Source organism: Arthrobacter sp. 10T419, assembly GCF_056394105.1.
On record NZ_JBFTHF010000002.1, the window covers coordinates 553,330 to 577,564 of the forward strand.

At 66.7% G+C, this 24,235-nt stretch carries 18 protein-coding genes and 1 tRNA gene; 6 read left to right on the forward strand and 13 right to left on the reverse strand.

Translation table 11 applies throughout. The features are described from left to right. Positions 1 to 69 precede the first annotated feature (69 nt). The 5 genes from dop to AC1DBD_RS06180 all read right to left on the reverse strand — a co-directional run bounded on the left by dop (position 70) and on the right by AC1DBD_RS06180 (position 6,831). Positions 70 to 1,680 (reverse strand): depupylase/deamidase Dop, encoded by a 1,611-nt coding sequence (dop, locus tag AC1DBD_RS06160; protein WP_476908852.1) that lies wholly within the window; start codon positions 1,678 to 1,680, stop codon positions 70 to 72. Between the two features lie 47 nt (positions 1,681 to 1,727). Further along, a complete protein-coding gene (gene arc, locus AC1DBD_RS06165) occupies positions 1,728 to 3,542 on the reverse strand; it encodes a proteasome ATPase (protein ID WP_441417886.1) in 1,815 nt (604 codons plus the stop codon). A gap of 81 nt (positions 3,543 to 3,623) precedes the next feature. Further along, the gene (locus AC1DBD_RS06170) at positions 3,624 to 4,739 is read right to left on the reverse strand and encodes a tRNA (adenine-N1)-methyltransferase (protein ID WP_476925706.1); all 1,116 of its coding nucleotides are present in this window, start codon (positions 4,737 to 4,739) and stop codon (positions 3,624 to 3,626) included. 99 nt (positions 4,740 to 4,838) lie between these two features. Continuing rightward, entirely contained in the window at positions 4,839 to 6,059 is a 1,221-nt protein-coding gene (locus AC1DBD_RS06175; RefSeq protein ID WP_476916742.1) for a site-2 protease family protein, read from the reverse strand. Continuing rightward, positions 6,052 to 6,831 (reverse strand): HAD family hydrolase, encoded by a 780-nt coding sequence (locus AC1DBD_RS06180; RefSeq protein WP_476925707.1) that lies wholly within the window; start codon positions 6,829 to 6,831, stop codon positions 6,052 to 6,054. Before AC1DBD_RS06180 ends, AC1DBD_RS06175 begins: the two co-directional genes overlap by 8 nt. A 121-nt stretch (positions 6,832 to 6,952) precedes the next feature. Here AC1DBD_RS06180 and AC1DBD_RS06185 point away from each other — a divergent pair, with 121 nt between their 5' ends. After that, positions 6,953 to 7,858 (forward strand): PAC2 family protein, encoded by a 906-nt coding sequence (locus tag AC1DBD_RS06185; RefSeq protein ID WP_175323659.1) that lies wholly within the window; start codon positions 6,953 to 6,955, stop codon positions 7,856 to 7,858. 114 nt (positions 7,859 to 7,972) lie between these two features. Here the strand turns inward: AC1DBD_RS06185 and mshC are convergent, their stop codons facing one another. Together mshC and AC1DBD_RS06195 are read right to left on the reverse strand one after the other, a co-directional pair. Further along, positions 7,973 to 9,256 (reverse strand): cysteine--1-D-myo-inosityl 2-amino-2-deoxy-alpha-D-glucopyranoside ligase, encoded by a 1,284-nt coding sequence (gene mshC / locus AC1DBD_RS06190; RefSeq protein WP_476981641.1) that lies wholly within the window; start codon positions 9,254 to 9,256, stop codon positions 7,973 to 7,975. A 15-nt stretch (positions 9,257 to 9,271) separates the two neighbouring features. Continuing rightward, positions 9,272 to 10,105, reverse strand: coding sequence for an undecaprenyl-diphosphate phosphatase (locus AC1DBD_RS06195; protein ID WP_441417797.1), 834 nt, complete (start codon positions 10,103 to 10,105; stop codon positions 9,272 to 9,274). Between the two features lie 51 nt (positions 10,106 to 10,156). Here AC1DBD_RS06195 and AC1DBD_RS06200 point away from each other — a divergent pair, with 51 nt between their 5' ends. Together AC1DBD_RS06200 and AC1DBD_RS06205 are read left to right on the forward strand one after the other, a co-directional pair. Then, positions 10,157 to 11,092: an aldo/keto reductase gene (locus AC1DBD_RS06200; protein ID WP_476916740.1), complete on the forward strand. Its 936-nt coding sequence runs from the start codon at positions 10,157 to 10,159 to the stop codon at positions 11,090 to 11,092. Between the two features lie 62 nt (positions 11,093 to 11,154). Next, complete coding sequence (locus tag AC1DBD_RS06205; RefSeq protein ID WP_476981642.1) at positions 11,155 to 12,480, forward strand: alpha/beta hydrolase; 1,326 nt, start codon at positions 11,155 to 11,157, stop codon at positions 12,478 to 12,480. A gap of 26 nt (positions 12,481 to 12,506) precedes the next feature. Here the strand turns inward: AC1DBD_RS06205 and AC1DBD_RS06210 are convergent, their stop codons facing one another. From AC1DBD_RS06210 to AC1DBD_RS06220, 3 genes are all read right to left on the reverse strand, one after another. Next, the gene (locus tag AC1DBD_RS06210) at positions 12,507 to 14,846 is read right to left on the reverse strand and encodes a bifunctional lysylphosphatidylglycerol flippase/synthetase MprF (protein ID WP_476981643.1); all 2,340 of its coding nucleotides are present in this window, start codon (positions 14,844 to 14,846) and stop codon (positions 12,507 to 12,509) included. Between the two features lie 555 nt (positions 14,847 to 15,401). Beyond that, positions 15,402 to 18,026, reverse strand: a complete 2,625-nt coding sequence (locus AC1DBD_RS06215; protein WP_476925712.1) for a bifunctional lysylphosphatidylglycerol flippase/synthetase MprF — start codon at positions 18,024 to 18,026, stop codon at positions 15,402 to 15,404. A gap of 215 nt (positions 18,027 to 18,241) precedes the next feature. After that, positions 18,242 to 18,511, reverse strand: a complete 270-nt coding sequence (locus AC1DBD_RS06220) for a hypothetical protein (RefSeq protein ID WP_175323663.1) — start codon at positions 18,509 to 18,511, stop codon at positions 18,242 to 18,244. 39 nt (positions 18,512 to 18,550) lie between these two features. On the opposite strand from AC1DBD_RS06220, the gene AC1DBD_RS06225 reads away from it, so the two are divergent. Continuing rightward, positions 18,551 to 18,784, forward strand: a complete 234-nt coding sequence (locus AC1DBD_RS06225; protein WP_175323664.1) for a DUF5703 family protein — start codon at positions 18,551 to 18,553, stop codon at positions 18,782 to 18,784. Between the two features lie 17 nt (positions 18,785 to 18,801). Here AC1DBD_RS06225 and AC1DBD_RS06230 read toward each other — a convergent pair whose 3' ends face one another. Then, the gene (locus AC1DBD_RS06230) at positions 18,802 to 19,962 is read right to left on the reverse strand and encodes an acyl-CoA dehydrogenase family protein (RefSeq protein ID WP_476981644.1); all 1,161 of its coding nucleotides are present in this window, start codon (positions 19,960 to 19,962) and stop codon (positions 18,802 to 18,804) included. 31 nt (positions 19,963 to 19,993) lie between these two features. Then, a complete protein-coding gene (locus tag AC1DBD_RS06235) occupies positions 19,994 to 21,298 on the reverse strand; it encodes a M20/M25/M40 family metallo-hydrolase (RefSeq protein WP_476908824.1) in 1,305 nt (434 codons plus the stop codon). Positions 21,299 to 21,449: 151 nt separating this feature from the next. Here AC1DBD_RS06235 and AC1DBD_RS06240 point away from each other — a divergent pair. Both AC1DBD_RS06240 and AC1DBD_RS06245 read left to right on the forward strand, forming a co-directional pair. Further along, positions 21,450 to 21,532 (forward strand) — tRNA-Leu (locus AC1DBD_RS06240). A 355-nt stretch (positions 21,533 to 21,887) separates the two neighbouring features. After that, on the forward strand, positions 21,888 to 22,556 hold the full coding sequence (locus AC1DBD_RS06245) for a hypothetical protein (protein WP_476916734.1): 669 nt from the start codon (positions 21,888 to 21,890) through the stop codon (positions 22,554 to 22,556). A 203-nt stretch (positions 22,557 to 22,759) separates the two neighbouring features. On the opposite strand, the gene AC1DBD_RS06250 is transcribed toward AC1DBD_RS06245, so the two are convergent. Then, positions 22,760 to 24,235, reverse strand: a 1,476-nt coding sequence (locus AC1DBD_RS06250) for a PKD domain-containing protein (protein ID WP_476981645.1), incomplete at its 5' end; no start/stop codon positions are given.

The following is a 24,235-nucleotide window of genomic DNA, read 5'->3' on the forward strand; positions in this document are numbered from 1 at the left end:
CCCATCCTGCACAGGACATCCTGTAAGCAATCTTGCCACGCCCTGGTCCCCTGCGGGGGGTCTTTGGGCCTACGAACCCGGGGGCAACCCGAGCAACTCCGCAAGGAACGGCGCGGCCTCGCGGTGCCGGGCGAAGAGTCCTCCGGTCAGGGCCTCCGTGCCGCGCAGCGGTTCGCGGGTGGGGACCCGCTGCAGCTTGCCGCGCCCCGGCAGGTCGAAGATCACCGAGTCCCAGCTGGCGCCAACCAGGTCGGTGCCGAAGCGGCTGACGCAGCGGCCGCGGAAGAAAGCCCGGGTGTCCGACGGCGGCTCCGTCACCGCACGGGCGATTGCTTCGTCGTCGACGATCCGCTGCATCCGGTCGCGGGCCAGCAGCCGGTGGTAGAGCCCCTTCTCGGGGCGGATGTCCGCCCACTGTAGGTCCACGAGCCCCAGCCGGGCGTCCGACCATTCCAGCCCGTCGCGCTGGCGGTAGCCCTCCAGCAGCGAGAGCTTGGCCAGCCATTCGACTGTCGACGCGGCGGCGGCCCGGTCGCTGTCCAGTGCGGTAAGGGTCGCCGACCAGCGCTCGAGCACGGCGTGGGTGTGGCCGTCGCCGTCGACGGCGTCCGCCACACCGGTATCCTGGGCGAGCTTGGCGGCAGCCTCGAAGTACATCCACTGCAGGTCCAGGGCAGTGACGCGGCGTCCGTCGAGTAGGCGCAGGGTCGCGGTCAGGGAGGTGTCGTGGCTGACGGCCTGCAGGGCCGCCACCGGTTCGTGGACCTCGATGCGGGGCGCCAGGCCGGCCTCGATGAGGCTCAGGACCATGGCGGTGCTGCCGAACTTCAGGAAGTTGGCTCCCTGGCTGAGGTTCGCATCGCCGATGATGACGTGCAGCCGGCGGTATTTGTCCGCGGTCGCGTGCGGTTCATCCCGGGTGTTGATGATGGGTCGCCGGATGGTGGTTTCGAGGCCGACCTCGGTCTCGAAAAAGTCCGCCCGCTGGCTGATTTGGTAGCCGGGCCGGGAGCTGTCCTGGCCCAGGCCGACGCGGCCGGCGCCGCACATGATCTGCCGGGTGACAAAGAACGGTGTCAGCCCCCGGGCTATTTCGCCGAACGGGACCGAGCGGGGCATCAGGTAGTTTTCGTGCGAGCCGTACGATACGGATTTGTTGTCCGTGTTGTTCTTGTACAGGTTGATCGGCGGCAGTTCCGGGTCCGCGGCCAGCCGGCGGACCGCGGCCAGAGCCACGAGGTCCCCGGCGGCGTCCCAGGTGACGGCGTCGCGCGGGTTGGTGACTTCCGGGCTCGAGTATTCCGGGTGGGCGTGGTCCACGTAGAGCCGCGCGCCGTTGCCCAGCACCATGTTCATGAGCAGCGAACCTGACTCGTCCTCGCCGTCGTGGTCCAGTTCCGCGCGGCCGTAGGCAAGCGCGATCGCCTCCGCGTCCAGGGCCGGTGGCCGGTCGGTGAGTTGTTCCGGTTCCGCCTCGCTGCGCTCCAGGGTCCAGCCCCGGGCGTCGTGCAGCGGCTCTTCGTCGGTGTAGTCCCAGCGGGTTTCGGCGCCGCCGGCTGCGCGTTGCCGGGTCACCTGGGCGTAGGCCTGGATGACCCGGGCGGACATCATAGTGGCGTTGGCCCCCGGGGCGGAGGGCGCGTGGATACCGTATTCGGTCTCGGAGCCCATCACCCGCATGGCGCCGCCGGCGGGCAGCCCCCCTGAAACCGCTGAAGGTCCGGCGGTCACAGGTATTGGCCCGTGCTCGGCATCGTCTCGATGGATTTGCCGGGTTCCTGGCCGGCCTTGCCTTGGACGATGGTGCGGATGTATGTGATGCGTTCGCCCTTCTTGCCGGAAATCCTGGCCCAGTCGTCCGGGTTGGTGGTGTTGGGCATGTCCTCATGCTCGCGGAACTCATCAATGACGGCGCGGAGCAGGTGGTCGATGCGCAGGCCCTTCTGCCCGGAGGTGAGCAGGTCCTTGATCGCGGACTTCTTGGCGCGGTCCACGACGTTCTGCACCACGGCGCCGGAGTTGAAGTCCTTGAAGTACAGCATTTCGGTGTCCCCGTTGGCGTAGGTCACCTCGAGGTACTCGTTGGACTTCTCGGTGGAGTACATGGCCTCTACCGTGCGCTGGATCATGGCATCCACCGTCGCCTGCACGTCGCCGTTGTGCTCGGCGAGGTCCTGCTCGTGGAAGGGCAGGTCCGTGGTGATGTATTTGTTGAAGATGTCCGCGGCGGCCTCGGCATCGGGACGCTGGATCTTGACCTTCACGTCCAGCCTGCCCGGGCGCAGGATCGCCGGATCGATCATGTCCTCGCGGTTGGAGGCGCCGATCACGATCACGTTGTCCAGCCGCTCCACGCCGTCGATCTCGCTGAGCAGCTGCGGCACGATGGTCGTCTCGACGTCCGAGGAGATGCCGGTGCCACGGGTGCGGAACAGCGAATCCATCTCGTCGAAGAACACCACCACGGGGCTGCCCTCGGAGGCCTTCTCGCGGGCCCGGGCGAAGATCAGCCGGATGTGCCGTTCGGTCTCACCGACGTACTTGTCCAGCAGCTCCGGTCCCTTGATGTTCAGGAAGTAGCTCTTCATGTCCGTCTTGCCGGCGCGTTCGGCGGCCCGGGCGGCCAGCGAGTTGGCCACGGCCTTGGCGATGAGGGTCTTGCCGCAGCCCGGCGGCCCGTAGAGCAGGATGCCCTTGGGCGCCTTGAGCCCGTGCTCTCGGTACAGGTCCGGGTGCAGGAACGGCAGTTCGACGGCGTCGCGGATCTGTTCGATCTGCGGGCCCAGTCCGCCGATGTCCTGGTAGGTGATGTCCGGGACTTCTTCGAGGACGAGGTTTTCCACTTCGGAACGGGGAATCTTCTCCAGGGCGTAGCCGGTGCGGCTGTCGATCGAGAGGGCGTCGCCGACCCGGAGCTTCTGCGCCAGCAGGGCGCCGGAGAGCCGGATGACCCGTTCCTCGTCCGCGCGGCCCACAACGAGGGCGCGGTCCGATCCCAGCAGTTCCTTGAGCGTGACCAGGTCTCCGGCCCGCTCGTAGCCAAGCCCGGCTACCACCAGCAGCGCCTCGTTGAGCAGGACTTCCTGCCCGACGGCGAGTTGGTTGATGTTCACAAGCGGGCTGATGCCCACCCGCATCTTGCGGCCGGCGTTGAAGATGTCCACGGACTCCTCCGTGTCGGCCTGCCCGCTGCTGCCGGGTTCGGGGCGTCGCTTCGGGTTTAGCTGCAGGACGGTGCCGAAGCTGTAGGGCGGCTGGCCCTCCTGGTCCAGGGCGTTCTTCAACCGCAGGATCTCGGCCTTGGCCGTTTCCAGCATGCCCACGAGCTTGGAGTTGTTCTGCGTGGCGGCCGCGAGCTGGCGGTCGATGTGGCGGAGCTTGTCCCGCAGGATATTGACCTGGCGTTCGGCAACCGATAGCTCATTGGCTGCATACCGGTCGACGTCGGATGCCCCCGCCGGTTCAGTCCCTCCGGCAGCGGCAGCCGCCTGGGCCTCGTCCTCCGCCGGCGTCCGGCCGTGGTCGTTGTTGGGAGTCTCCATCATGCATCAGCCCCTTCCGTACTTCTATTAAGACCATAGCCCCAACTCGGCGGGTGCTGCTGAAGACTTCCGAAATACGGACTAGTTCGTAACCTCGGGGGTGTCCTTGACGTTAGTTCCGGCGATCGCGTCGCGGGCGGCCCGGCGCAGCTTCTTGTCCGAGACCGCGCGTTCGCCGACTGCCCCGGGGGTCCAGGCGTTGACATCCTCGGCGTCGAACTCGGTCTTGGACGGCCGGCGCTTCACGGAGATGCCGGTGACGCCGTCGGCCAGCCGGCGGGTGACCAGCAGGAAGCCGGTGTGGGCTACCATCCGGTGGTCCGGGCGCACGGCGAGGCCCTCGAGGTGCCAGCCGCGGACCATGGATTCCCAGGCATCCGGCTCGGTGAAGCGGCCGTCGGCGCGGATGGCCTCGGCGGTCCGTGACAGCTGCGTAACAGTCGCGACATAGTTGATCCACACGCCGCCGGGAGCCAGCACGGTGGCCACGGCGTCGAGGCATTCCCAGGGCGCCAGCATATCCAGGACCACCCGGTCCACGGATCCCGGCGCCTCGGTCCGCACAACTTCCTCCTGGAAGTCGCCCAGGGTGATCTGCCACGCCGGGTGCGGGCCGCCGAAGATCGTTTCGACGTTGCCGCGGGCGATGTCGGCGAATTCCGCACGGCGTTCGAAGGAGTGCAGGTAGCCGTTGTCCCCCACCGCGCGCAGCAGCGAGATGGACAGTGCGCCGGAGCCGACGCCGGCCTCAACCACGCGTGCGCCCGGGAAAATGTCGGCCATGGTGACGATCTGGCCGGCGTCCTTGGGATACACCACGGCCGCGCCGCGCGGCATCGAGAGCACGAAGTCCGAGAGCAGCGGGCGCAAGGTCTGGTACTGCTGGCCGACGTTGTTCACCACGACCGAGCCGTCCGGCTTGCCGATGATCTCGTCGTGGTTGAGGAAGCCGCGGTGCGTGTGGAAGGCCCCGCCGGCCTCGAGGCTGATGGTGTTCATCCGGCCGCGTTCGTCCGTGAGCTGCACCCGCTCGCCCTCGCGGAACGGACCGCGGCGCCGGTTGGCGCCGACCGGCGCAGTGCCGGGTGCTGTTTCGGTGGCTGTTACATTGGCAGTTTCGGCGGCTGGCGCCGAAATGCTGTCGGCGGCTGTGCTGTCCCCGCTGGGGGTGGCGTTGGCGGCAGTGTCGCTGCTCATGAGATGTTCCTCGCTCCTGTAAAGCTGCGGTGGCCGCGGATGGGCGGCGGGCACCGGCCCGTGTTCGTGGGCCGGAGAATTCACGACCGGCAGGTAACTCTACCGGGTCTGGTCCTGATTCCGGCCTTCGCCCCCGGTCTGTGAGCCGGGGGTGCCGCTCGGCTGCTTCCCGGTCAGGGCGTTGAGCACGGTCAGCTGGCGCAACAGTCCGGTGACGGTGCCGGCGTCGTTGACCACCGCATAGTCCGAACCTTCGATCTGGGCAAGGTATGCCAGCAGTTCGGCTCCCCGGTCGGTTTCCTTGACGTACGCACCCGCGGCGAGCGGATAGGCGGCGGCGGTTGCCGGGGTCGTGGCGGCCAGCGCGGGCGGAACGGCCGCTGCTGCCGTTTCGTCGACGACGGCCGACGGGCGCGCGTCCTGGCCGAAGAGCACGACGGCGGGGACACCCTGCGGCGAGTGCCGCAGCACGTCCAGGACGGTGGCGGTGTCGGGCAGCCCGAGCGCCGGCTCGGCGAGGGCCGCGGCGTCCACCAGGTGCAGCCGGCTCCGGTACCGGGCTTGCTGGATGGAGGCGGTGGCACCCATCCAGAGGAAGCTGCCAACCAGCAGGGTGATGAGCATGAGGGAGGTATCCGGGCGGTTGCCGCTTAGGAGCGGGAGTGCAACAAACCAGACTGCCAGTGCGATCACGATGATGCGGCCGGCCCAGCCGGCCGCAATGGTGCCCTTCTCGTGGCTGCCGGTGACCTTCCAGACCGCGGATTCCACCAGCCGGCCCCCGTCCAGCGGCAGGCCGGGCAGCACATTGAAGATGCCGATCAGCAGGTTGGCCCAGACAAAGATGTTCGCCAGGGTGTCCGCGACGCCGTCCAGCTGCCCGCCGGAGAGCAACAGCCAGCCGCCGGCGGCGAGCACCAGGTTCGCGGCTGGTCCGGCCAGGGCGACCAGCACGGATCTGCCCGGCGAGGCGGTGAACTCTTCGAACTGGGTGTGGCCGCCCCAGAGGTTGAGGACGATCTTGCGGGTGGGCCAGTGGTAGAGCCGGGCGGTGAGCGCATGGGCCAGTTCGTGGACGAGCACCGAGATCAGCAACAGCACTGAGTAGGCGAACGCCACGAGATAGGCGGTGATGCCAAGGCGGGGGTCGTTGTGCTCGAGCACGGGTCCGTAGGCGATCACGGTGAAAGCGGCGATGGCGAACCAAGAGTAGGCAAGCACCAAGGGAATGCCGGCGATCCGGCCCAGCGGGATTCCGCCACGGAGCGAAAAGGGGCGGTCCCCGGTCTCCGGCGGCTTCTGCGGCGACGGCTCAGTCAAGGCGACGGCCTCCGCTTGCCGCGCTTTCCAGCCCGGAGTTCTCCAGTTCGCCAGCGGACAGCCGCAGACCGGCTCCGGTAAATTCGTGCCGGAGGCCGAGCAGCTCCTCCAGGTCGGCGACCGTGCGTCCGGCCAGGGTGTCCCAGGTCGCGCGCCGCGGATCGTGCGGGAGCGGGACGATGTGCGGAATCGCCACCGTGACGACGCCGGAAGCCACGGCCGCCGCGACCCCCGGCCCCGAGTCTTCAAGGGCCACGCAGTGACGGTGGTCCAGCTCGGGGTCGTGCTGCTGCAGGAGTTCCACGGCTTTCAGGTACGCCTCGGGATGCGGCTTGCCCTGCGTGACGGTGTCCCCGGTGACCAGGAACTCGAAATAGGGTTTGGGCAGGCTGGCCACGATTTCGCGGGCCAGGGGCGCCTCGGACATGGTCACGAGGGCGCAGCGGACGCCCGCCGTGTGCAGTTCCTCCAGCAGTTCGCGTGCGCCGGGGCGCCACGGCACAGACTCCCGGACCAGGCTGACGACATGCCCGGTGAGGGTGTCGATGATTTCGCGCACTTCCAGCGCCACGCCGGCTTCCTGCAGGATGCCGGCCGAATAGACCAGCGACTGGCCTACGAGCTGCATGGCCTTCTCGTGCGACCACTGTCCGCCGTGGGCGGCTACCAGGGCGTGTTCGGCTTCAATCCAGTACCGTTCGGTGTCCACGATCGTGCCGTCCATGTCCCATAAAGCGGCTTTGAGCAGGGGCTGGGAGGCTGGGGATCGCATGCCCTCCAGTCTACGGTGCAGGCCGTGTGGGGCGCCCAAGGCTACGCCGATGGCGAATTTCAGGGCACCCGGGGCGTTTTCCTCCATGCGCGCGCCTGCGACTTGGACGTAGGGTGAACACATGAATAGCTTCGAGCCAGACACCACGGAAACGGGCGTCACGCCCGAGCCGGAGCGGCTGCTGCAGCCCGTGCCCGAGGGCCAGCGTGTCACCGTGATGCTTGCAGCCTTCGAAGGCTGGAACGATGCCGGTGAAGCGGCGAGCGATGCGCTGCGCTACCTCAACAAGCTCTGGGGCGGCAAGAAGGTGGGCTCGATTGATGCCGACGAGTACTACGACTTCCAGTTCACCCGCCCCACCATCCGGCGCACGGCGTCCGGCGAACGGAAAATCAAGTGGCCTGCCACCCGGATCTTCAAAGCCAGCGTCCCGGACTCCAACGTGGACGTCATCTTTGTCCAGGGCACCGAGCCGTCTTACAAATGGCGCGCTTACACGGCAGAGCTGTTGGTGCACGCCGAGGCGCTGAAGGTGGACTACGTCATCCTGGTCGGGGCGCTGCTCGCGGACGTGCCGCACAGCCGCCCCATCCCGGTCAGCGCCTCAACCGACGACGCGGCACTGCGGGAACGGATGGACCTTGAGGCATCCCAGTACGAGGGTCCGGTAGGGATCGTCGGGGTGCTCGCCGAGGTGGCACTGCTGGCCGGGCTTCCCACCGTCTCGCTCTGGGCGGCCGTGCCGCACTACGTGGCGCAGGCGCCCTCACCGAAGGCCCAGCTGGCGCTGCTGCACCGGATCGAGGAACTGCTGCAGGTCCCACTCGACACGCAGGAGCTGGTGGAGGACTCGGACGCGTGGGAACGCGGCGTGGACGAACTCGCAACAGAGGATCCGGAGATCGCCGCCTACGTCCGCCAGCTGGAGGAGGCGAAAGACACCGCAGACCTACCCGAGGCCAGCGGCGAGTCCATCGCGCGGGAATTCGAGCGCTACCTCAAGCGCCGCGGCAAGGACAAGCCCTAGACCTCGGGGCCGACGCGCTTGCTTCCCGGCGCTACGCAAAAGCGCTGGCGACACCGGAATCCGGGTGTCGCCAGCGCTTTTTTGCGTCGCCGGCCTTTTGGCGGTTCGTGAGGTCTAGAGTTCGACGCCGAGCAGCGCGTCGACGGCGTCGCCCACCAGTGCAGCGTCAGCCGCGGAACCAGTACCCGCTCCGGCTGCCAGCGCTGCAGACGCCCATGCGTCCACGGCCTCGAGGGCGCGCGGGGCGTTGAGGTCGTCAGAGAGCGCGGCCCGCATCTCTGCGATGAGCGGCCCGGCAGAACCCGCCGGTGCGAGTTCGACGGCGGCACGCCAGGTCCGGAGCCGGTCCTTGGCCTCGGTAAAGCCCTCATCCGTCCAGGACCAGTCGCTGCGGTAGTGGTGGGCCAGGATTGCCAGCCGGATGGCGGCAGGGTCTTCGCCGGCGGCGCGCAGCTTGGAGACGAGTACGAGGTTGCCCTTGGACTTGCTCATCTTTTCGCCGTCGAGTCCCACCATGCCGGCGTGCGCGAAGTGCTTGGCCAGCGGCACCCCGGTCAGGGAGTAGGCATGGCCGGCTCCCATTTCGTGGTGCGGGAAGACCAGGTCGGACCCGCCGCCCTGCACGGTGAACGGAGCGGGCAGGTATTTCTGCGCAATGACGGTACATTCGATGTGCCAGCCGGGGCGCCCCTCCCCCAGATCGCCGCCGGGCCAGCTGGGTTCGCCGTCACGGGCCACGCGCCAGAGCAGCGGATCAAGCGCCTGGCGTTTCCCGGCCCGGCCGGGGTCGCCGCCGCGCTCGGCGAAGAGTTCAAGCATCTCGGCATCGGACAGGCCCGAGATGGATCCCAGCGTCCACGCGTCCTGCGCTTCGGCCGAGTGCTTTCCGGCCGCCTCGACGTCGTAGTAGACATCTCCGTCGGGCTCGCCGGGGGTGCCGGACACCCGGTAGGCCAGGCCGCGCTGCACGAGCGACTCGATAGCCGGGACGATCAGCGGGATGGCCTCCACGGCGCCCACGTAGTTATCCGGCGCCAGCACGTTCAGGGCTTCCATGTCGGTCTGGAACAGCTCAATCTGGCTGGCGGCGAGTTCCCGCCAGTCCACCCCGGTGGCAGTCGCGCGCTCCAGCAAGGGGTCGTCGACGTCGGTCACGTTCTGGACATAGGCGACCTGCTGGCGGCCGTCGCGCCACGCCCGGTTGAGCAGGTCAAAGGCCACATAACTCGCCGCGTGGCCCATGTGGGTGGCGTCATACGGGGTGATCCCGCAGACGTACATGGACTGCTCCCCCGTCGCTTCAAGGGTGGCGAGGCCGCCCTTGGCGGTATCGAAAAGACGCAGCGCGGGCATGCTGCCCGGCAGCTGGGGAACAGGGCGGGAGATCCAGGATTTCACACCCCAAGCCTAGTGCTAGGCGCTGATGACATTGAAACCGAGCAACAGGTACAGCGCGAGGCCCAGCAAAATGCGGTACCAGACGAAGAGCCGGTAGCTGCGGGTGGAGACGTACCTGAGGAACCAGCCGATGATCACGTAGCCCACCACGAAGGCGATCGCGGTGGCGAGGGCGGTTTCGGGCAGGCCGTAAGGGCCGGTGATGCCGTCCTTCGAGACCACCTTGTAGAGCTGGTACAGGCCGCTGCCGAAGACGGCGGGGATTGCGAGCAGGAAGGAGTAGCGGGCGGCGGCCTCACGGGTGTACCCCATGAGCAGGCCGGCCGTGATCGTGCCGCCGGAGCGTGACACCCCGGGGATCAGAGCCATCGCCTGAGCGAGGCCGTAGAAAATGCCGTGCTTGTAGCTGAGCTTGGTGAGGTCACGTTCCTGGCGGCCGACGGCGTCCGCCACGGCGAGGATCATGCCGAAGACGATCAGGGTGGTGGCGACGATCCACAGGCTGCGGAGCACCGATTCGATCTGGTCCTGGAAGAGCAAGCCAAGGACGATGATCGGCAGGCTGCCCAGAATCACGAGCCAGCCCATCCGTGCGTCCGGATCCTGCCGTGAGACCTTGCCAGTCAGCGAGCCGAACCAGGCCTTGACGATCCGCACAATGTCCCGCCAGAAGTAGACGATCACCGCCGTCTCGGTACCCAGCTGGGTGATGGCGGTGAAAGCCGCGCCAGGGTCCGCGGCGTTGGGCAGGAACGCCCCCACGATCCGCAGATGGGCGCTCGAGGAAATCGGGAGGAATTCTGTCAGTCCCTGCACAAGGCCCAGAAAGGCCGCTTCTAACCAGTTCACGTTTATAGACCCTACGTTATGGAGGTTCCGAAGCATCGTAAGCTTGCAGGCATGCAGCAGCGTTATGTCGGCAACAGTGGGTTGCGTGTCTCGTCCCTTTCCCTTGGCACCATGTCGTGGGCCGGTGAGACCGATGAACAGGATGCCGCCGGTCTGCTTCGTGCTTTCGTCGACGGCGGCGGCACGCTGATCGACACGGCCGCGTCCTACGCCGGCGGCGCGGCCGAGGTCCTGCTGGGCGGCATGCTGGGCGACGTCGTGGCCCGCTCCGAAGTGGTGATCTCCACCAAAGCCGGGTTGACGACCTCGGGCGGCCGGCGCAGCGTGGACACCTCCCGCAACGGCATGCTGTCCGGCCTTGACGCGAGCCTGGCCCGACTCGGCACCGACTATGTGGATATCTGGTTCGCCCAGGCCTGGGATCCGAACGTTCCGCTGGAGGAGACCCTTTCCGCCTTGGAATTCGCAGTCCGCTCCGGCCGGGCACGCTACGCCGGTGTCTCCAACTTCAACGGCTGGCAGACCGCCAAGGCCGCCGCGGTGGCTGACTTCCCGCTGGTTGCCTGCCAGGCCGAGTACTCGCTGCTGCAGCGAAAGCCCGAAGCCGAGCTGATCCCGGCAATCGAAGACGCCGGGCTCGGCCTGATGGCGTGGGGCGCGCTGGGGCGCGGGGTGCTGACCGGCAAGTACCGCGGTCATATTCCCTCCGATTCGCGGGCCGCACACCACAAGCTGGCCGGCTACGTGGAGCCCTACCTTGAAGGGACCGCCTCCAGCGTCGTAGAGGCCGTGGCGATGGCGGCCAAGGGTCTGGGCCGGACCGCGCTGGACGTGTCCCTGAGCTGGTTGCTCTCCCAGCACGGCGTGGCCACCGCGTTGGTGGGTGCCCGGACGCCGGTCCAGTTGAAGGAGATCATGGATGCGGTGCTGACGCCGTTGCCGCCGGAGATTGCCGCAGCGTTGGAGGATGTCTCCAGCCCGGCCTGATCCGGGGTAGCTTTTCGGTTGTTTCCGGGCGGATTCCCTGTTTTGAGCTTTAGTCTTAGGCCATGAACCTGCAGAACCTCGCTATTACTACTGGCGTCGTGCCCGTGGTTCTCTACATTCTGGCCGCCGCGGCCCTCATCTGGCTTATTTGGGGTCGGCGGCGCCATCTGTCCCGCTGGGTGCCGGCCGCAGTACTGGCCGCCGGCCTCCTGAGCGCCATTATTTGGGTGTTGTGCGAGCCGGTGTGGAACTTGTGGGGGTCCCCGCTGCCTAAGCGTGTCTATGCCTACGCGGGCCTCGGTATCCTCGCCTTGCTCCTTGTGGTGCCCAAGATCCGGGACCTCCGTCGGCTGCCGGCGCGCATTGCCGTGTTGCCGGCGGCGCTGGTCGTTGTCCTGGCGTCGGGATCGCTGATCAACCAGAACTTCGAGTACTACCCCACCCTGGGATCGGTCTTCGGAGACACCGGCGTGAAGATGGAAACCCTGGATCAGTTCAAGAGCCAGGAACGAGGAGACCCGGTGCCGGACGTCAAGCCGAGCGAGCCGCCCACCACGCTGGCCGACTGGACGCCGCCGGAGAATATGCCGGATCAGGGAACAGTCGTCCGGGCCTTCATCCCGGCTCCGATCTCCCACGAGGTGTCCTCAACGGCCTTTGTATACCTTCCCCCGGCGTATCTCGCCGCACCGCGGGCGGATCTCCCGGTGCTGGTTCTGATCCACGGGGTCCCGGGCGAACCGGTGGATTGGCTTCGGAACGGCAGGATTGCCGAGTTCATGGACGAGTACGCATCCGAACACAAGGGGCTGGCGCCGATCATCGTGCTTCCCGACGCCGGGGCAAAGTGGGCCAACTACCCGCCGCTGTGTATGAACACCAAACAGGGCCAGGCCGGACGGTACCTGAGCGAGGACGTACCGAACTGGGTCAAGGCCACTTTTGGGGCCGGCAAGCACTCCAGCCGCCAGTGGGCCATCGGAGGGTTCTCCTACGGCGGGACCTGCGCCATGCAGCTGGCCATGAACTACCCAGAGGTCTATCCCACGTTCATCGACAGCTCGGGTGAGAACCAGCCGACGATTCGGCAGGGCCACCAAGTGCTCCTGCAGCAGTACTTCGGCGGCAGCGCAGCCGAGTTCAAGAAGCAGAACGCGCTCGACGTCATCAAGACACGCAAGTACCCGGACACCGCCGGCATCGTCACCGTCGGCGCTGGCGATCCGTTCTTCCGGGCCCAGGGAGTCCAGGTCTACCAGGCGATGAAGAAAGCCGGCATCAATGTCCAGTTCCAGGAGGCGCCCGGCGGACACGCCTGGACGGCCTGGAAGTACGGGGTGGAGAACAACATGGACTGGCTGATGGGCCGCCTTGGGGTTACGGGCTGAGCCGTCTGCAGGGCGGCGGGATTCGGCTACCGGCGGCCGGGCCTGCTCGCAGGCTGAGGGCCGGTGGTGACATCACGGATCAGCCGCGCCGTATGGCGCACAGACCAGTTAGGCAGGTACGCCTCGGCAAGGGCGCGGCCGATCAGCGGCAGCGCCAACGGATCCTGGTACAGGATGAAGAGGGTCCGGTGCTGGGGCTGGAAGCGTTGCTTGAAGGCCGCCAAGGACCGGAATCCGTAGACCGGCTCAAGCACGTCGCCGAGCCAGCGCAGGACGCGGCCCGCCGTCCCGCCGTCGTCCGCCACTGTGGCGCCTTTGCCGGGCAGCCCGGCCCCCGCAGAGGGAAAGACTTCCGCCTGGCGGGGCACCAGCGCCGTCGCGGGAACTAAGGGTGAACCGGACAACGAAATCTCGGCCATGCTGTCCTTAAAGTGGAGCACCGCCGATGCGATCAGGAACTCCATGACACCGTTAAAACAGTCCTCGCGGCGCCTCATGAAATCAAGGGTGCGGCTGACCACTTCCCCGTTGCGGAAGACCGGCAGCCAGCTGGTGACACCGAGGACCGCGCCCTCAGGATCTACGGCGAGGCAGAGCAGCACATGGTCGTCCTTGAGTTGCTCCACACCCCCGAGGGTGAAACCCATTTCCGGGAGTGCCCGGGAGCAGGCCCACCGCTCCGAAATATCGTGGACCTGGCTCCGCAGTCCGTCAGGGAGCCCGCTGTAGACGCCCCAGTGGGCAGTAATTCCGAGCCTTCGGGCTTTATTCATGGCGGTGCGGACGCTTTGCCACTCCTTGCCGTGGAAATCGATTCCAGTCAAGGGAAGCACTGTCTCCTGGGCTACCTCCATGCCCCTGAAGCCCAGCGACCTGAGTTCTGCCCAGTGGGCGTCGGCGACGGAGTACCAACACGGCGTCAGGGACTGCTCGGCACAGTACCCCGTGAATTCGCGGACGGCGTCGGCGAAGTCGCACTCCCTCCCGAACGGACCTCCTGCCGTCAGGGCGATGCCGTGATGCAGTTGGTAGGCGATTCCCACCGTTCCCGCACGGTTAAACCAGTAGCTGTTGTTGGGCCACAACGCCATCCAGGACAGCGAGCCGCCGCCCTGGAACACCAGGCGCCGGGCCAGGGAGCGGTTATCGTCTACCCGGTGGTCCCAGAGACGCCGCTTGGTAAAGATGACCAGGACGGCGACCAGGCAGATCAGCCAAAAAGCTGCTCCGCCGTAACTGAAAATCAACGACGACCAATAGCCGCGAGGGTGCACCGAGACGGAATACTTGAAGGAAAAGGGATACGGCAGGAACATCCGAGGCAGGGTTGTTCCCAACGACAGGAGACCGGCGCGGTGCCGGTTGTTTCCCTCTGCGAACCACGCGAGGACGTAGAGGGCGACAAATGCGGCAAAGATGCCGGGCACCAAGACCAGTGCGCGGCGTCCGAGCGCGGGATCCGTGTCCACGGGAAAATGGCGCCGGTTGAAAAACAGCGCGGTGGCGATCAGCAGTGGCACCAGTACCACCGGCAGGATCTCCACGATGCCCGAGTCGACAGGAATCCTGCGGCTCCCGTTCCTGACGTAGACGCCAAAGTGGGCAAATAGCTGTAGGTAGATAGCAGAGAGCACGCCGACGGCGAGATGGGCAACCGTGGCTATCCACAACGCTACCCGGCTCCCCCGGCGCAGCCCCTCCGCACATGCCAGCAGCAGGAGCAAGGGAACCACGGAGAGGGCGGCGCCGCCGGGGCCGTGCAAGCCGGGACTGTGCATGATCTGGGAGCAGCCCGCATTCACGGCTGCGGCGCAGTCGCTCTGGAGCTCGCCCAGGGTGGGCACCGGATTGACAATCAGGTTCCGGAGAGCGGCAAGGGGGCCGATAGGCGCCTGGGACAGCCCGGCCAGCACCGGGCCGGCGGCGAATACTGCCACGGTCATGGCCAGCGTCGAGCGAACGTCGCGGCCGGTCCACACCGCGCCCGGCGGGTATACAACGTTCGCGCGCGAAGCGGCGCCGTTCGCGGCACGTCGGGTGGTGGCCTTGGCGGCGGCCCTGGACCTGGCTGTGGCAGCGGCCCAGCCGCTTGCCAGGCCGCTGAGCACCCCCAAAAATGCGAGCACGTTCTGGGGGTGACCTACGTACAGCAGGAGCATGATGGTCACGGCAAGGCCGAGTGACCGCAGGCGGCGACGCCACAAGGGACTGATTCCGGGACTCGCAGCCATTACGGCAGCCAGGGAGCCGGCGAACGGACCCGCCAGGGCCGGGTGCTGCATGGAGCTCAGCCAGCTGCTGCCGAGCTCGTCGCCGGCCGCCACACTCCCTACGAACAGGAAGACGGCTGCAAGGTGGCCGGCCATTACGGCGGCCAAAGCCCGGCCGCTTCCCAGCGTGGTTTCGGCAAACCCGACACACAGGAGAAGCACCACAGTGGCCAGGACATAGGACGCAACGCCGCCGGGAAACAGCAGGCTGGCAAGAGCGGGTCCCCATTCACCCCGTGTCAGGGTGTCGGGGCCGATGGCAACGAACGGACCGAGGGCCTGCGGGGGGCCGGAAACCAGGGATCCCGTGGCGGCTCCGGCGGACCACAAGAGAACGATAAGCAGCCAGGTCAGCGGTATTCGACGCAAGCCGTACCGCGGCAGCGGCTGGGCCCGATGTGCTCCTGCCTGCCGCTTCACACGTCCGTCGGGGCGGACCGGTGTGCTGCTCGTAGGCTTCATGTCACCCGTCACTTCCAGTGCGGCAGCGTAGCCCGGCTCAGCGGCACGGCTACGGCACGCCTGAAGCATATTCCCCTTCGGGCGGCACTTCGGGAGTAGGCAATACTCGCTTTTTTGGGGCGGATGTACAGGGCGCCACTCAGGTGCTACGTGGATGCTACGCTCCGGCGGCTGCTTCGGCCGCGGCGCTCATCCGATGACGCCCCGCAGCAGCCTGGCCGTGTGCCGGATGGACATGGTGGGCATGTAGGCCTCGGTCAGCGCGCGTCCAATTACCGGCAACGCCAGGGGGTCGTGATACATCATGTACAGCGTGCGGTGCCGCGGGTGGAAGCGCTGTTTGAAGGCAGCGAGCGACCGGAAACCGTACGCCGGTTCCAGGGCCCCGCCCAGCCAGTCCAGGAAGCGGCCGACCGCGGCGCCGTCGGACGGCTCGCGCGCCGGATCACCACGTGGTACCGGCGCCAGAGGCGACCCGGACAGGGAAATTTCCTCCATCGTTCCGTCAAAATGCAGTACGGCCGAGGCAATCAGGAATTCCATCACGCCCTTGAAGCCGTCCGGACTCCGCCGCATGAAATCGAGCGTCCGGCCGGTGACGACGCCGGCTGTGAACACCGGAAGCCAGCTGGTGACGCCGTGGACCTTGCCGGCGTCATCCACGGCCAGGCACAGCAACACGTTTTCGTCCTTGAGTTCCTCAACGCCGCCCAGCGTGAATCCCATTTCCGGCAACGTCTTCTCGGAAACCCACTCTTCCGAGATTTCGTGGACCTGAGTCCGCAGTGGTCCGGACAGCTCGCCGTAGGTACTCCACCGGGCCTCGACGGAGAGCCTCCGGGCTTTGTTGAGGGCGGTGCGGACCCCCTGCCATTCCTTGCCCTTGAACTCAATGTTGCCCAGCGGCAGCAGGGTCTCCTCGGCCACCCGCACGCGGCTGAATCCGAGCCCGCGCAGCAGGTTCCAGTGTTCATCAGTGACGGAATACCAGCACGGTGAAAGCGACTGCTCGGCGCAGAAGGCGGTGAATCCCTCAACGGCCCTCTCGAAGTCGGCGGACGCGCCGAATGGTCCGCCCACCGTCAAGGCCACGTTGTAGTGGAGCTGGTAGGCGACACCGACGGTCTCCGCCTCGTTGAACCAGTACCGGTTGTTGGGCCAGAGTGCCATCCAGGACAGTGATCCCCCGCCCTGGCGCACCAGCCGTCGGGCCAGCGAGATCCCGCTGTCTGCGCGGAGGTCCCGGAGCTTGCGGCTGACGAACATGGCGAGGATGCTCATCAGGCAGACGAGCCAGAACACGGCGCCGCCGTAGCTGAAGATCAGCGGCGACCATACGCCGTGCGGGTACACCGACACGGAATACCGGAAGGAAAAAGGGTAGGGAAGGAACATCCTCGGCAGGGTGGCCAGAAGGGCCAGCAGGCCGGCCCGGTGGTGGTAGTTATCCTCGGCAAACCATGCCACCACATAGCCCGTGACGAAAACCGCGAAGACGCCGGCCAGCAGGATAAGTGACCGACGCCCCAGAACCGGATCGGCGTCGACGTTGAAGTGCCGCCGCGCCGCAAACAGCGCGGCGGCTATGAGCAGAGGCACCAGCACAACCGGGAGGACCTCCGCGATCCCCGAGTCCACCGAGAGCACCCGCGACCCGCTCCGCACGGATGTCCCGAACTGGGCGAAGAGCTGCAGGTAGATGGCCGAAAGGACGCCGATCACCAGATGGACGGAAATTGCCACCCAGAGGGCAGCCCGGTTTCCCCGGCGCAGCCCTTCCGCGCACACCAGCAGCAGCACGAGGGGCACCAGGGACAGGGCCTCACCGCCAGGGCCGCGCAACCCGGGGCTGTGGATGATCTGGAGGCAGGAAAGGTCGACGGCGGCCGAGCAGCTCGCCTGGAGATCGTTGATGGTGGGGATCGGGTTGACAATCAGGTTCCTGAGCACAGCGAGCGGCCCCGAGGGTGCCTTCGCCAGGCTGGCAAGGACCGGGCCGGCCGCGAAGACCGCGACGACCATTGACAGCAGTGCCCTGACTTCGCGGCTCGTGGAGCGGATGTAGTGGGCGGAGCCGTGCCGGCCGCCAATCAGGGCGCCGATCCCGAGTCCGCATGCCACACCGAGCACGCTGTCCAGGTTTTGCGGATGCCCGATATATAGCAGGAGCATTACGGTTACGGCGATGCTGACGGATCGGATCCTCCGGCGCCAGAGGGCGCTGATCCGCGGACTCGCCGCCAGGACGGCGGCCAGCGACCCGGCAAACGGCCCCATTGGGCCCGGATGGCGGAGCGTGGACAGCCATTCGCTGCCCATGGCCGTTCCGAGTTCGACCACCGCAAAGTACAACAGCAGTGCGCCGAGGTGCCCGACGACGAACGCCACGGCGGTCCGGCCAACGCCAATCGTTACTTCGGCCAGACCGACGCACCCCAGGACGACGGCGGTCGCCAATACGTAGGAAGCAAAAGGGCCGGGGAAGAACACGGAGGTGAACATGGACAACCACTGGCCGCCCATCAGCTGGTCCGGACCTGCCGAGACGGCCGCGCCCAGCGGCGCCGGTGGCCCTGACGACACCGAGCCTGTGACAAGTCCGACCGTCCACAACAGCACAGCCATGGCCAGCGCCAAGGGGATCCTGATGATGCTCCGGCCGAGCCGCCTTAGCAACCGGCCCGGGAGGCTCCGCCAGACGGTCGACCAGCGCGCAGGGGAACGGGCCGGGGCGTCTGCGGCAGCGCGGTCGGCCGAGGGGACTTCGTCAACGCCGGCCTCCGACAGGCCGACGCTGCGCCGTGGTGCAGGCAACAACAACCTCCGACATCGGGCCAACCCGGGACATAGAACGTCTTAGGGCGTTCCGAGCCTTTGCGGACTCGAACAGCGTCCCGTAGGACTGTCCACAGAGTACGCCCGCAAGCTGGGGAGATCCCGGGAATTGCAGCTCTAGGGATGCTATGGCTCCGCGCGGCCGCCAGGGAGCGGGAGGGAGTGCCGGCGTCGTTCCGAACGTGGCTTGGCTGCTAGTTGTCCTGCAGGAGTTCGAGGTCTTCCTCGTCGTCGACGTCTTCGCTTTCGTCCTCGTCATCTTCTTCGTCGATGACCTCAAGGGGCGTCACTTCGCCATACGCTTCATAGAGGGAGTCGTCGTAGACTTCAAAAGCATCGGCGACGGCGAAGAAGGCCGCTTCGACCGCGGGATCCCCGTCTCCCCGCCGCGCCGCGGCAGCGGCCAGGTGTTCTTCGAGGGCGGCGGTTAGGGACTGAAGCGCGACACGCGGATCGATGCTCATGACTTCACGTTAGCCCGAAAAAGACGAAAATGGAGAGCAATGAAGGAACATTTTCTGAGCAGCTCGGTCCGTCGGGAGCGGGACTACGCACGTCAGTACGAGTACCTCGTGCTGACGGTCAGCCCTGAGGATTCGCTGCCCGAGGCCCGCCGTATCCTCGCCGCACACTCCGAGTACGGCAAATGGGAACTCGAGCGCAGCGTCCTCTATGTCGGCGGCGGACGCCGCTTCTGGCTCCGCCGGAAGGTCATCCAGGTACAGCGGACCGTGTAGGCCGCGCTGGCGATCGTCTAGGGCTCCAGCGGGCCAAGCCAGGCGTTGGCCACGGTATTGTGCGCGGACTCGTCGTCGGACGGATGGAACATTCCGGCCAGCACGTCCCGGTAGAGCCGTTCAAGCTCGGAACCACGGAAATAGCTCGAGCCGCCGGAAACCCTGATCGCCAGATCCACGACGGTGCGCGCGGTCTCGGTGGCGCGCACCTTAACCCCGACGAGCTTCGGGAACCACTGGTGGCCGTGGTCCGCGAGGGCATCGACGTCGGACGCCACGGTGGCGAGTTGCGGGTAGAGCGCGTCCATCGCCATCGCCGCTTCCGCGACCTTCCAACGGATGTCGGGATCCTGGGCGTAGCTGCGGCCCCCGTTCTTGAATGAGGTGCGGCGCTTGACCGCCTCGACGCCGAGTTGCAGCGCCCGCTCCCCGATCCCCGTATAGACCGCCGCCAGGAGGGTCTCGAAGCAGGCGAAAATGGCGAAGATCAGCGGATCTGCGTTCGGGCCTACGGGGAGCTTGCGGAAGACCCGCTCCGGCGGCACCACGGCGCCCTCCAGCACCGTGGTGTTGGACTGGCTGGCCCGCATTCCCAGGGTGTCCCAGTCGGGCAGGATTTGGTAGCCCGGGGTCTCACGGTCAATGAAGCCGTGCACCAGTTCGCCCTCGCCGCCGCGCGCCGCAGCGTCCTTGCCGAAAATCCCCAGCCGGGTCCAAGCCGGAGAGAGGCTGGTGAAGATCTTCCGCCCGGTAAAGCCGTAGCTTCCGTCCGGCAGCGGCGTCGCCTCGGTCCTCGAGTCGAAGAGCACGGAATCGTTGCCCGCTTCGGAATTGCCGAACGCGAAGATCTCGCCCTCCGCCGCCTCCTGCAGGACGAAGTCCATCGAGGAGTCGCCCCGTGCGGCCAGGACGTACGCGACGCCGGTCCACACCAAGTGCATATTAATCGCCAGCGCGGTGGCCGGGGCGGCAGTGGCCAGCCGCCGCTGCAGCTGTGCTGCCCCGGCGAGCCCCAGGCCCAGGCCGCCGTCGGACACGGGGACGAAGATCTTCAGGTAGCCGACGTCCGCAAGCTCGCGGAGGTCCTCAGTGAAGAACGCGTTGTCCCGGTCATAGCCGGCCGCGCGGGCGCGGATCCGCTCCAGCAGGGCGTCGGGGAGGATGTCTTCGGGCGTCATGTCTGTGTGGGCCATTCCTTTGAGGTGCCTCTCAGTAGTTGCTCAGGAGGGTGTTCAGCACGCGGGAGCCGAACTTCAGCGAGTCGGCCGGAACCCGCTCGTCCACTCCGTGGAACATGCCGGTAAAGTCCAGCTCGTCCGGGAGCATAAGCGGCGCGAAGCCGTACCCGGTGATGCCGAGCCGGCTCAGGGCCTTGTTGTCAGTGCCGCCGGAGAGCGTGTACGGCAGGACCTTCGCGCCGGGGTCCTCGGAGTGCAGCGCGTCGATCATAGAGTCCACCAGGTTGCCGGCGAACGGGACTTCGAGCGAGACGTCCTGGTGGACGTAGCTGACGTCCACGCCGGTGCCCGCCAGTTCGCGGACGATCTCGAGGACCTGTTCCTGCTGGCCGGGCAGCGTTCGGCAGTCCACCAGGGCTTCGGCCGATTCAGGGATGACATTGTGCTTGTAGCCGCCCTTGAGCAGGGTGGGGTTGGTGGTGTTCTGCAGGGTGGCGCCGACAAAGCGGGCAACGGTGCCGAGCTCCTTGAGGATCTTGTCCGGGTCGTGGGGGTCGAATTCGACGCCGGTGAGTTCCGTCACACCGTCGAGGAACTGCCGGGTGGTGGGTGTCAGCTCCACCGGCCACCGGTACTCGCCGATCCGTGAAACGGCGCTGGCGAGCCGGGTCACCGCGTTGTCGGTGTTGATCTGGGAGCCGTGGCCGGCGCGGCCGTGGGCCACCAGCCGCAGCCAGGAGAGGCCCTTCTCCGCGGTCTGCAGCAGGTAGGTGCGCTGGCCCCCGATCGTGGCCGAGAATCCGCCGACTTCGGAGATCGCCTCGGTGGCGCCCTCGAAAAGTTCGGGCCGGTGTTCGACGGCGTAGCCGGCGCCGTACTTGCCGCCGGCCTCCTCGTCGGCGAAGAAAGCGAAGATCAGGTCGCGCTTGGGCTTACGGCCGGTGCGGGCGAAATCCCGCAGGACGGAGAGGATCATGGCGTCCATGTCCTTCATGTCCACGGCGCCGCGGCCCCAGATCAGGCCGTCGTTGAGTTCGCCCCCGAACGGGTCAACGGACCACTGCTCGCGCAGCGCCGGAACGACGTCGAGGTGGCCGTGGACCACCAGGGCGCTGGCCGAGGGGTCCTCGCCCGCCATCCGGGTGACTACGCTGGCGCGGCCCGGCGCCGATTCGAAGATTTCGGCGTCCAGCCCGACCTCGGTGATGAGGCCGGCGGTGTACTCCGCTGCGGCCCGCTCCCCCGGCCCTGAACCATCACCGTAGTTGGACGTGTCGATCCGGATCAGTTCCTGGCAGATCCGGACAACCTCATCTTCGGGCCGAACGTCAGTCATATCGCTCCTCGTGGCAGTGGCTGTGTATTGGCTTCAGCCTACCCACTGGCCCCGATTATTTGTTTCCGGAATCTTCGTGCTAGAGTCTTTCTCGCTGCTTCCGAGAAAAGCAAAACGCTGAAAGGCGAAATTGTTCCCGGAAATACCACCTGCGCGGGTGGCGGAATGGCAGACGCGCTAGCTTGAGGTGCTAGTCCTCGAAAGGGGGTGGGGGTTCAAGTCCCCCTCCGCGCACATGGGAAAAACCCCTGGAATCCACGGATTCCAGGGGTTTTTTGTGCTTAAATAGCTGTCCGCTGGCAAGGTGGCCCGAGGATGCATGGCGAGGCGTCCACCCGACCAGGGAAACGCCCGCTGGCTCGGGCGCCTTTGTCGTCAGAAACCGACGCGGACACCGGCAGGCGACGAAGGCGTTTGCCAACGCCGTCGAGGCGAAGCCGCCGGATAGATTCCCGACCGCCGTCGACCAGTCCCGGCTATAGTCAGCACCACTGGCTGTGTACGATACTGGTCATTGCCTGAGCCGTGGCAGAGCTCCGATGACGCCGAAGGTCTCGGCGAATGTGGCGATTATCGAGGGAGAGCAAACATGTCCGAACCAGGTCAGGCTCCGAGAGCCAGACGGCGCACCACCGGCATCGTAGTCGCCGCCGTCGCGCTGGCGTCCCTGGTGGTTCTGCTGATTGTCACGCAAGCCAGCCCCAGTGCGGGCCGGCCCGACGCTCAGGGCAGTTCTTCGCAGGCTGGCGCGCTCCCGACGGCGTCCGCTTCTGCCGCTGCGGCCGCCAAGCCTTCGGCAGACCCGTCGGCCAGCGCTACACCCGCCGTTGCTGTTCCGGCCCCGGTGGCGGCGTCGGTGGCGAAGAACGCTGCCGCGTACGTGGGCAGGACGGCCGCGGTGCTAGCCAAGGTGACCCCGCCGTCCAAGGCCGAGCTTTCCGCGGTGGCCACCGGCTCCGCCTACGACTCCCTGATGGCAAGAACCACCGAGTTCGAGGCCAACGGCTGGCACCTCGAGGGCAAACCGAAAGTAGTGTCAACTAAGGTGGTCCGCTACCAGCCGAGCGCAAAGCCGCCGACCGTCACCCTCAACGTGTGTATCGATTCCTCGGCTGTTTCCGTGCTGACGAAGGCCGGAGTGACGGTCCAGAAAGGCAGCGCCAAGGACCGGTCCTTGAACGTCATGACGCTGGTGCAGTCCCCGATGCGGACCTGGCTCGTCAGTGAAGTGACCTTCCCGGACAACCCGGCTTGCTGATTCCCTGAGCCGTCCGACGGCGGAGCACCCTGCCCTGCGTCAGCCCCCGCGGTCCAGGCTGACCGACCGTACGCTCAACCGCCGGGCAGTCCGGGACGGCGACACACTCCCCCAGCCGCGCAGAAAAGGACCCGCCGGCCGCTGATACAGCAGCCGACGGGTCCATCTGGTGCTCATAGCGGGGCGTGATCCCCCGCTGCGGCTCAGGGCTGTTTGGTCATCGTAGCCTTGAGATCGAAGCTGACATCGGGTGTCGAGCGGTAGTTCAGATGGGTTTCCACCGCGATGGTGTTGATGCCTGCCACCAGCACGGACAGCGGCACGTCGATGGACAGCGGCGCCGCGTTGGCTTTGGCTGTGCTGATCGCGGTTGACGCGTACGTTGAGAACGTCACCGGCCCGGCCGGCATGTTCTGCCGGGCAACCTCCGTTCCGTTGACGTACACCACCACCCCGTCGTCAGCCACAGTGTTCAGCGTCAGCTTCGAGACCTTGGCGAGGTTGTCCACATTGAACTGATTGAGGAAGTAGGCTGCCAGCGGCCGGCTGCTGGTCGGTGGCGGCACATCGATGTTCGTTCCCAGGCCTGTTGAGCCGAACCCGAGAACCGCATTGCCGATCTTCCACGAGGAGGCATCAAACCCGTTGTTCTTCCACGCGGCATCCGGCGCCGTTGAGGCGTAGCGCCAGCTCCAGGGAGACTTCGCCGGCACCACGGCCACATCCACCGGCCCGGTCACCGAGGTGACTGTCACCGGAGCCGTTGCCACACCGGTTGCGCCCTTGTTATCCGTAGCCGTGAGCGTGACCGTGTACGTCCCAGCGGCGGCATAGGTGTGCGTGGCCGTGATACCTGTCCCGGTGGTGTTGTCACCATAATTCCAGGCATACGATGCCACCGTCCCGTCAGGATCGGCCGACGTGGACCCGTCCAGCGCAACCCCCAGTCCCGAAACCGTCGAGGTGAATTTGGCGACCGGGGCCTGGTTCGGCACCGTCCCGCCGACCGTTGCAGTGGCGTTCAGGTCGAAGCTGATGTCGGCCGTAGCGCGGTAGTTCAGGTGCGTCTCGACGGCGATCGTGTTGGCACCGTTCCGAAGCAGGACCACCGGCACATCCATCGTCACCGGGCTGGCCGCGGCCACCGAGGTGCGAGGTGCGCTCGATGCGTAGGTATTGAACGTCACGGTGCCGGCAGGCATATTGCTCCTGCCCACCTCGGTTCCGTTGACGTACACCACCACGCCGTCGTCGGCGACCGTCTTAAGCGTCAGCTTGGAAACGCTGGCTGCGTTATCCACCGTGAACGTCTTGATGAAGTAGGCAGCAAGCGGTCGCGTGCTGGTTCCGGTGCTGACGTCGACATTAGTACCCAGGCCCGTGGAGCCGAAGCCCAGGACGCCGTTTCCGGTCTTCCAGGACGAGGCGTCGAAGCCTTGTCCCTTCCAGCCGGTGGGAGGCGCGGTGGCTTCGTAGCGCCAGCTCCATGCGGATTTGGCCGGAACAGCAACCACTTCCACCGGTGCCGGCGCCGTCACGGTCACCTGGTCCGTCTTCTCACCCGTCGCGCTCTGGTTGTCGGTCACGGTGAGCTTCACCGTGTAGGTTCCGGCAGCCGCATACGTGTGGGTCGCCGTCGCACCCTGACCAATGGACCCGTCTCCGAAGTCCCAGGCGTA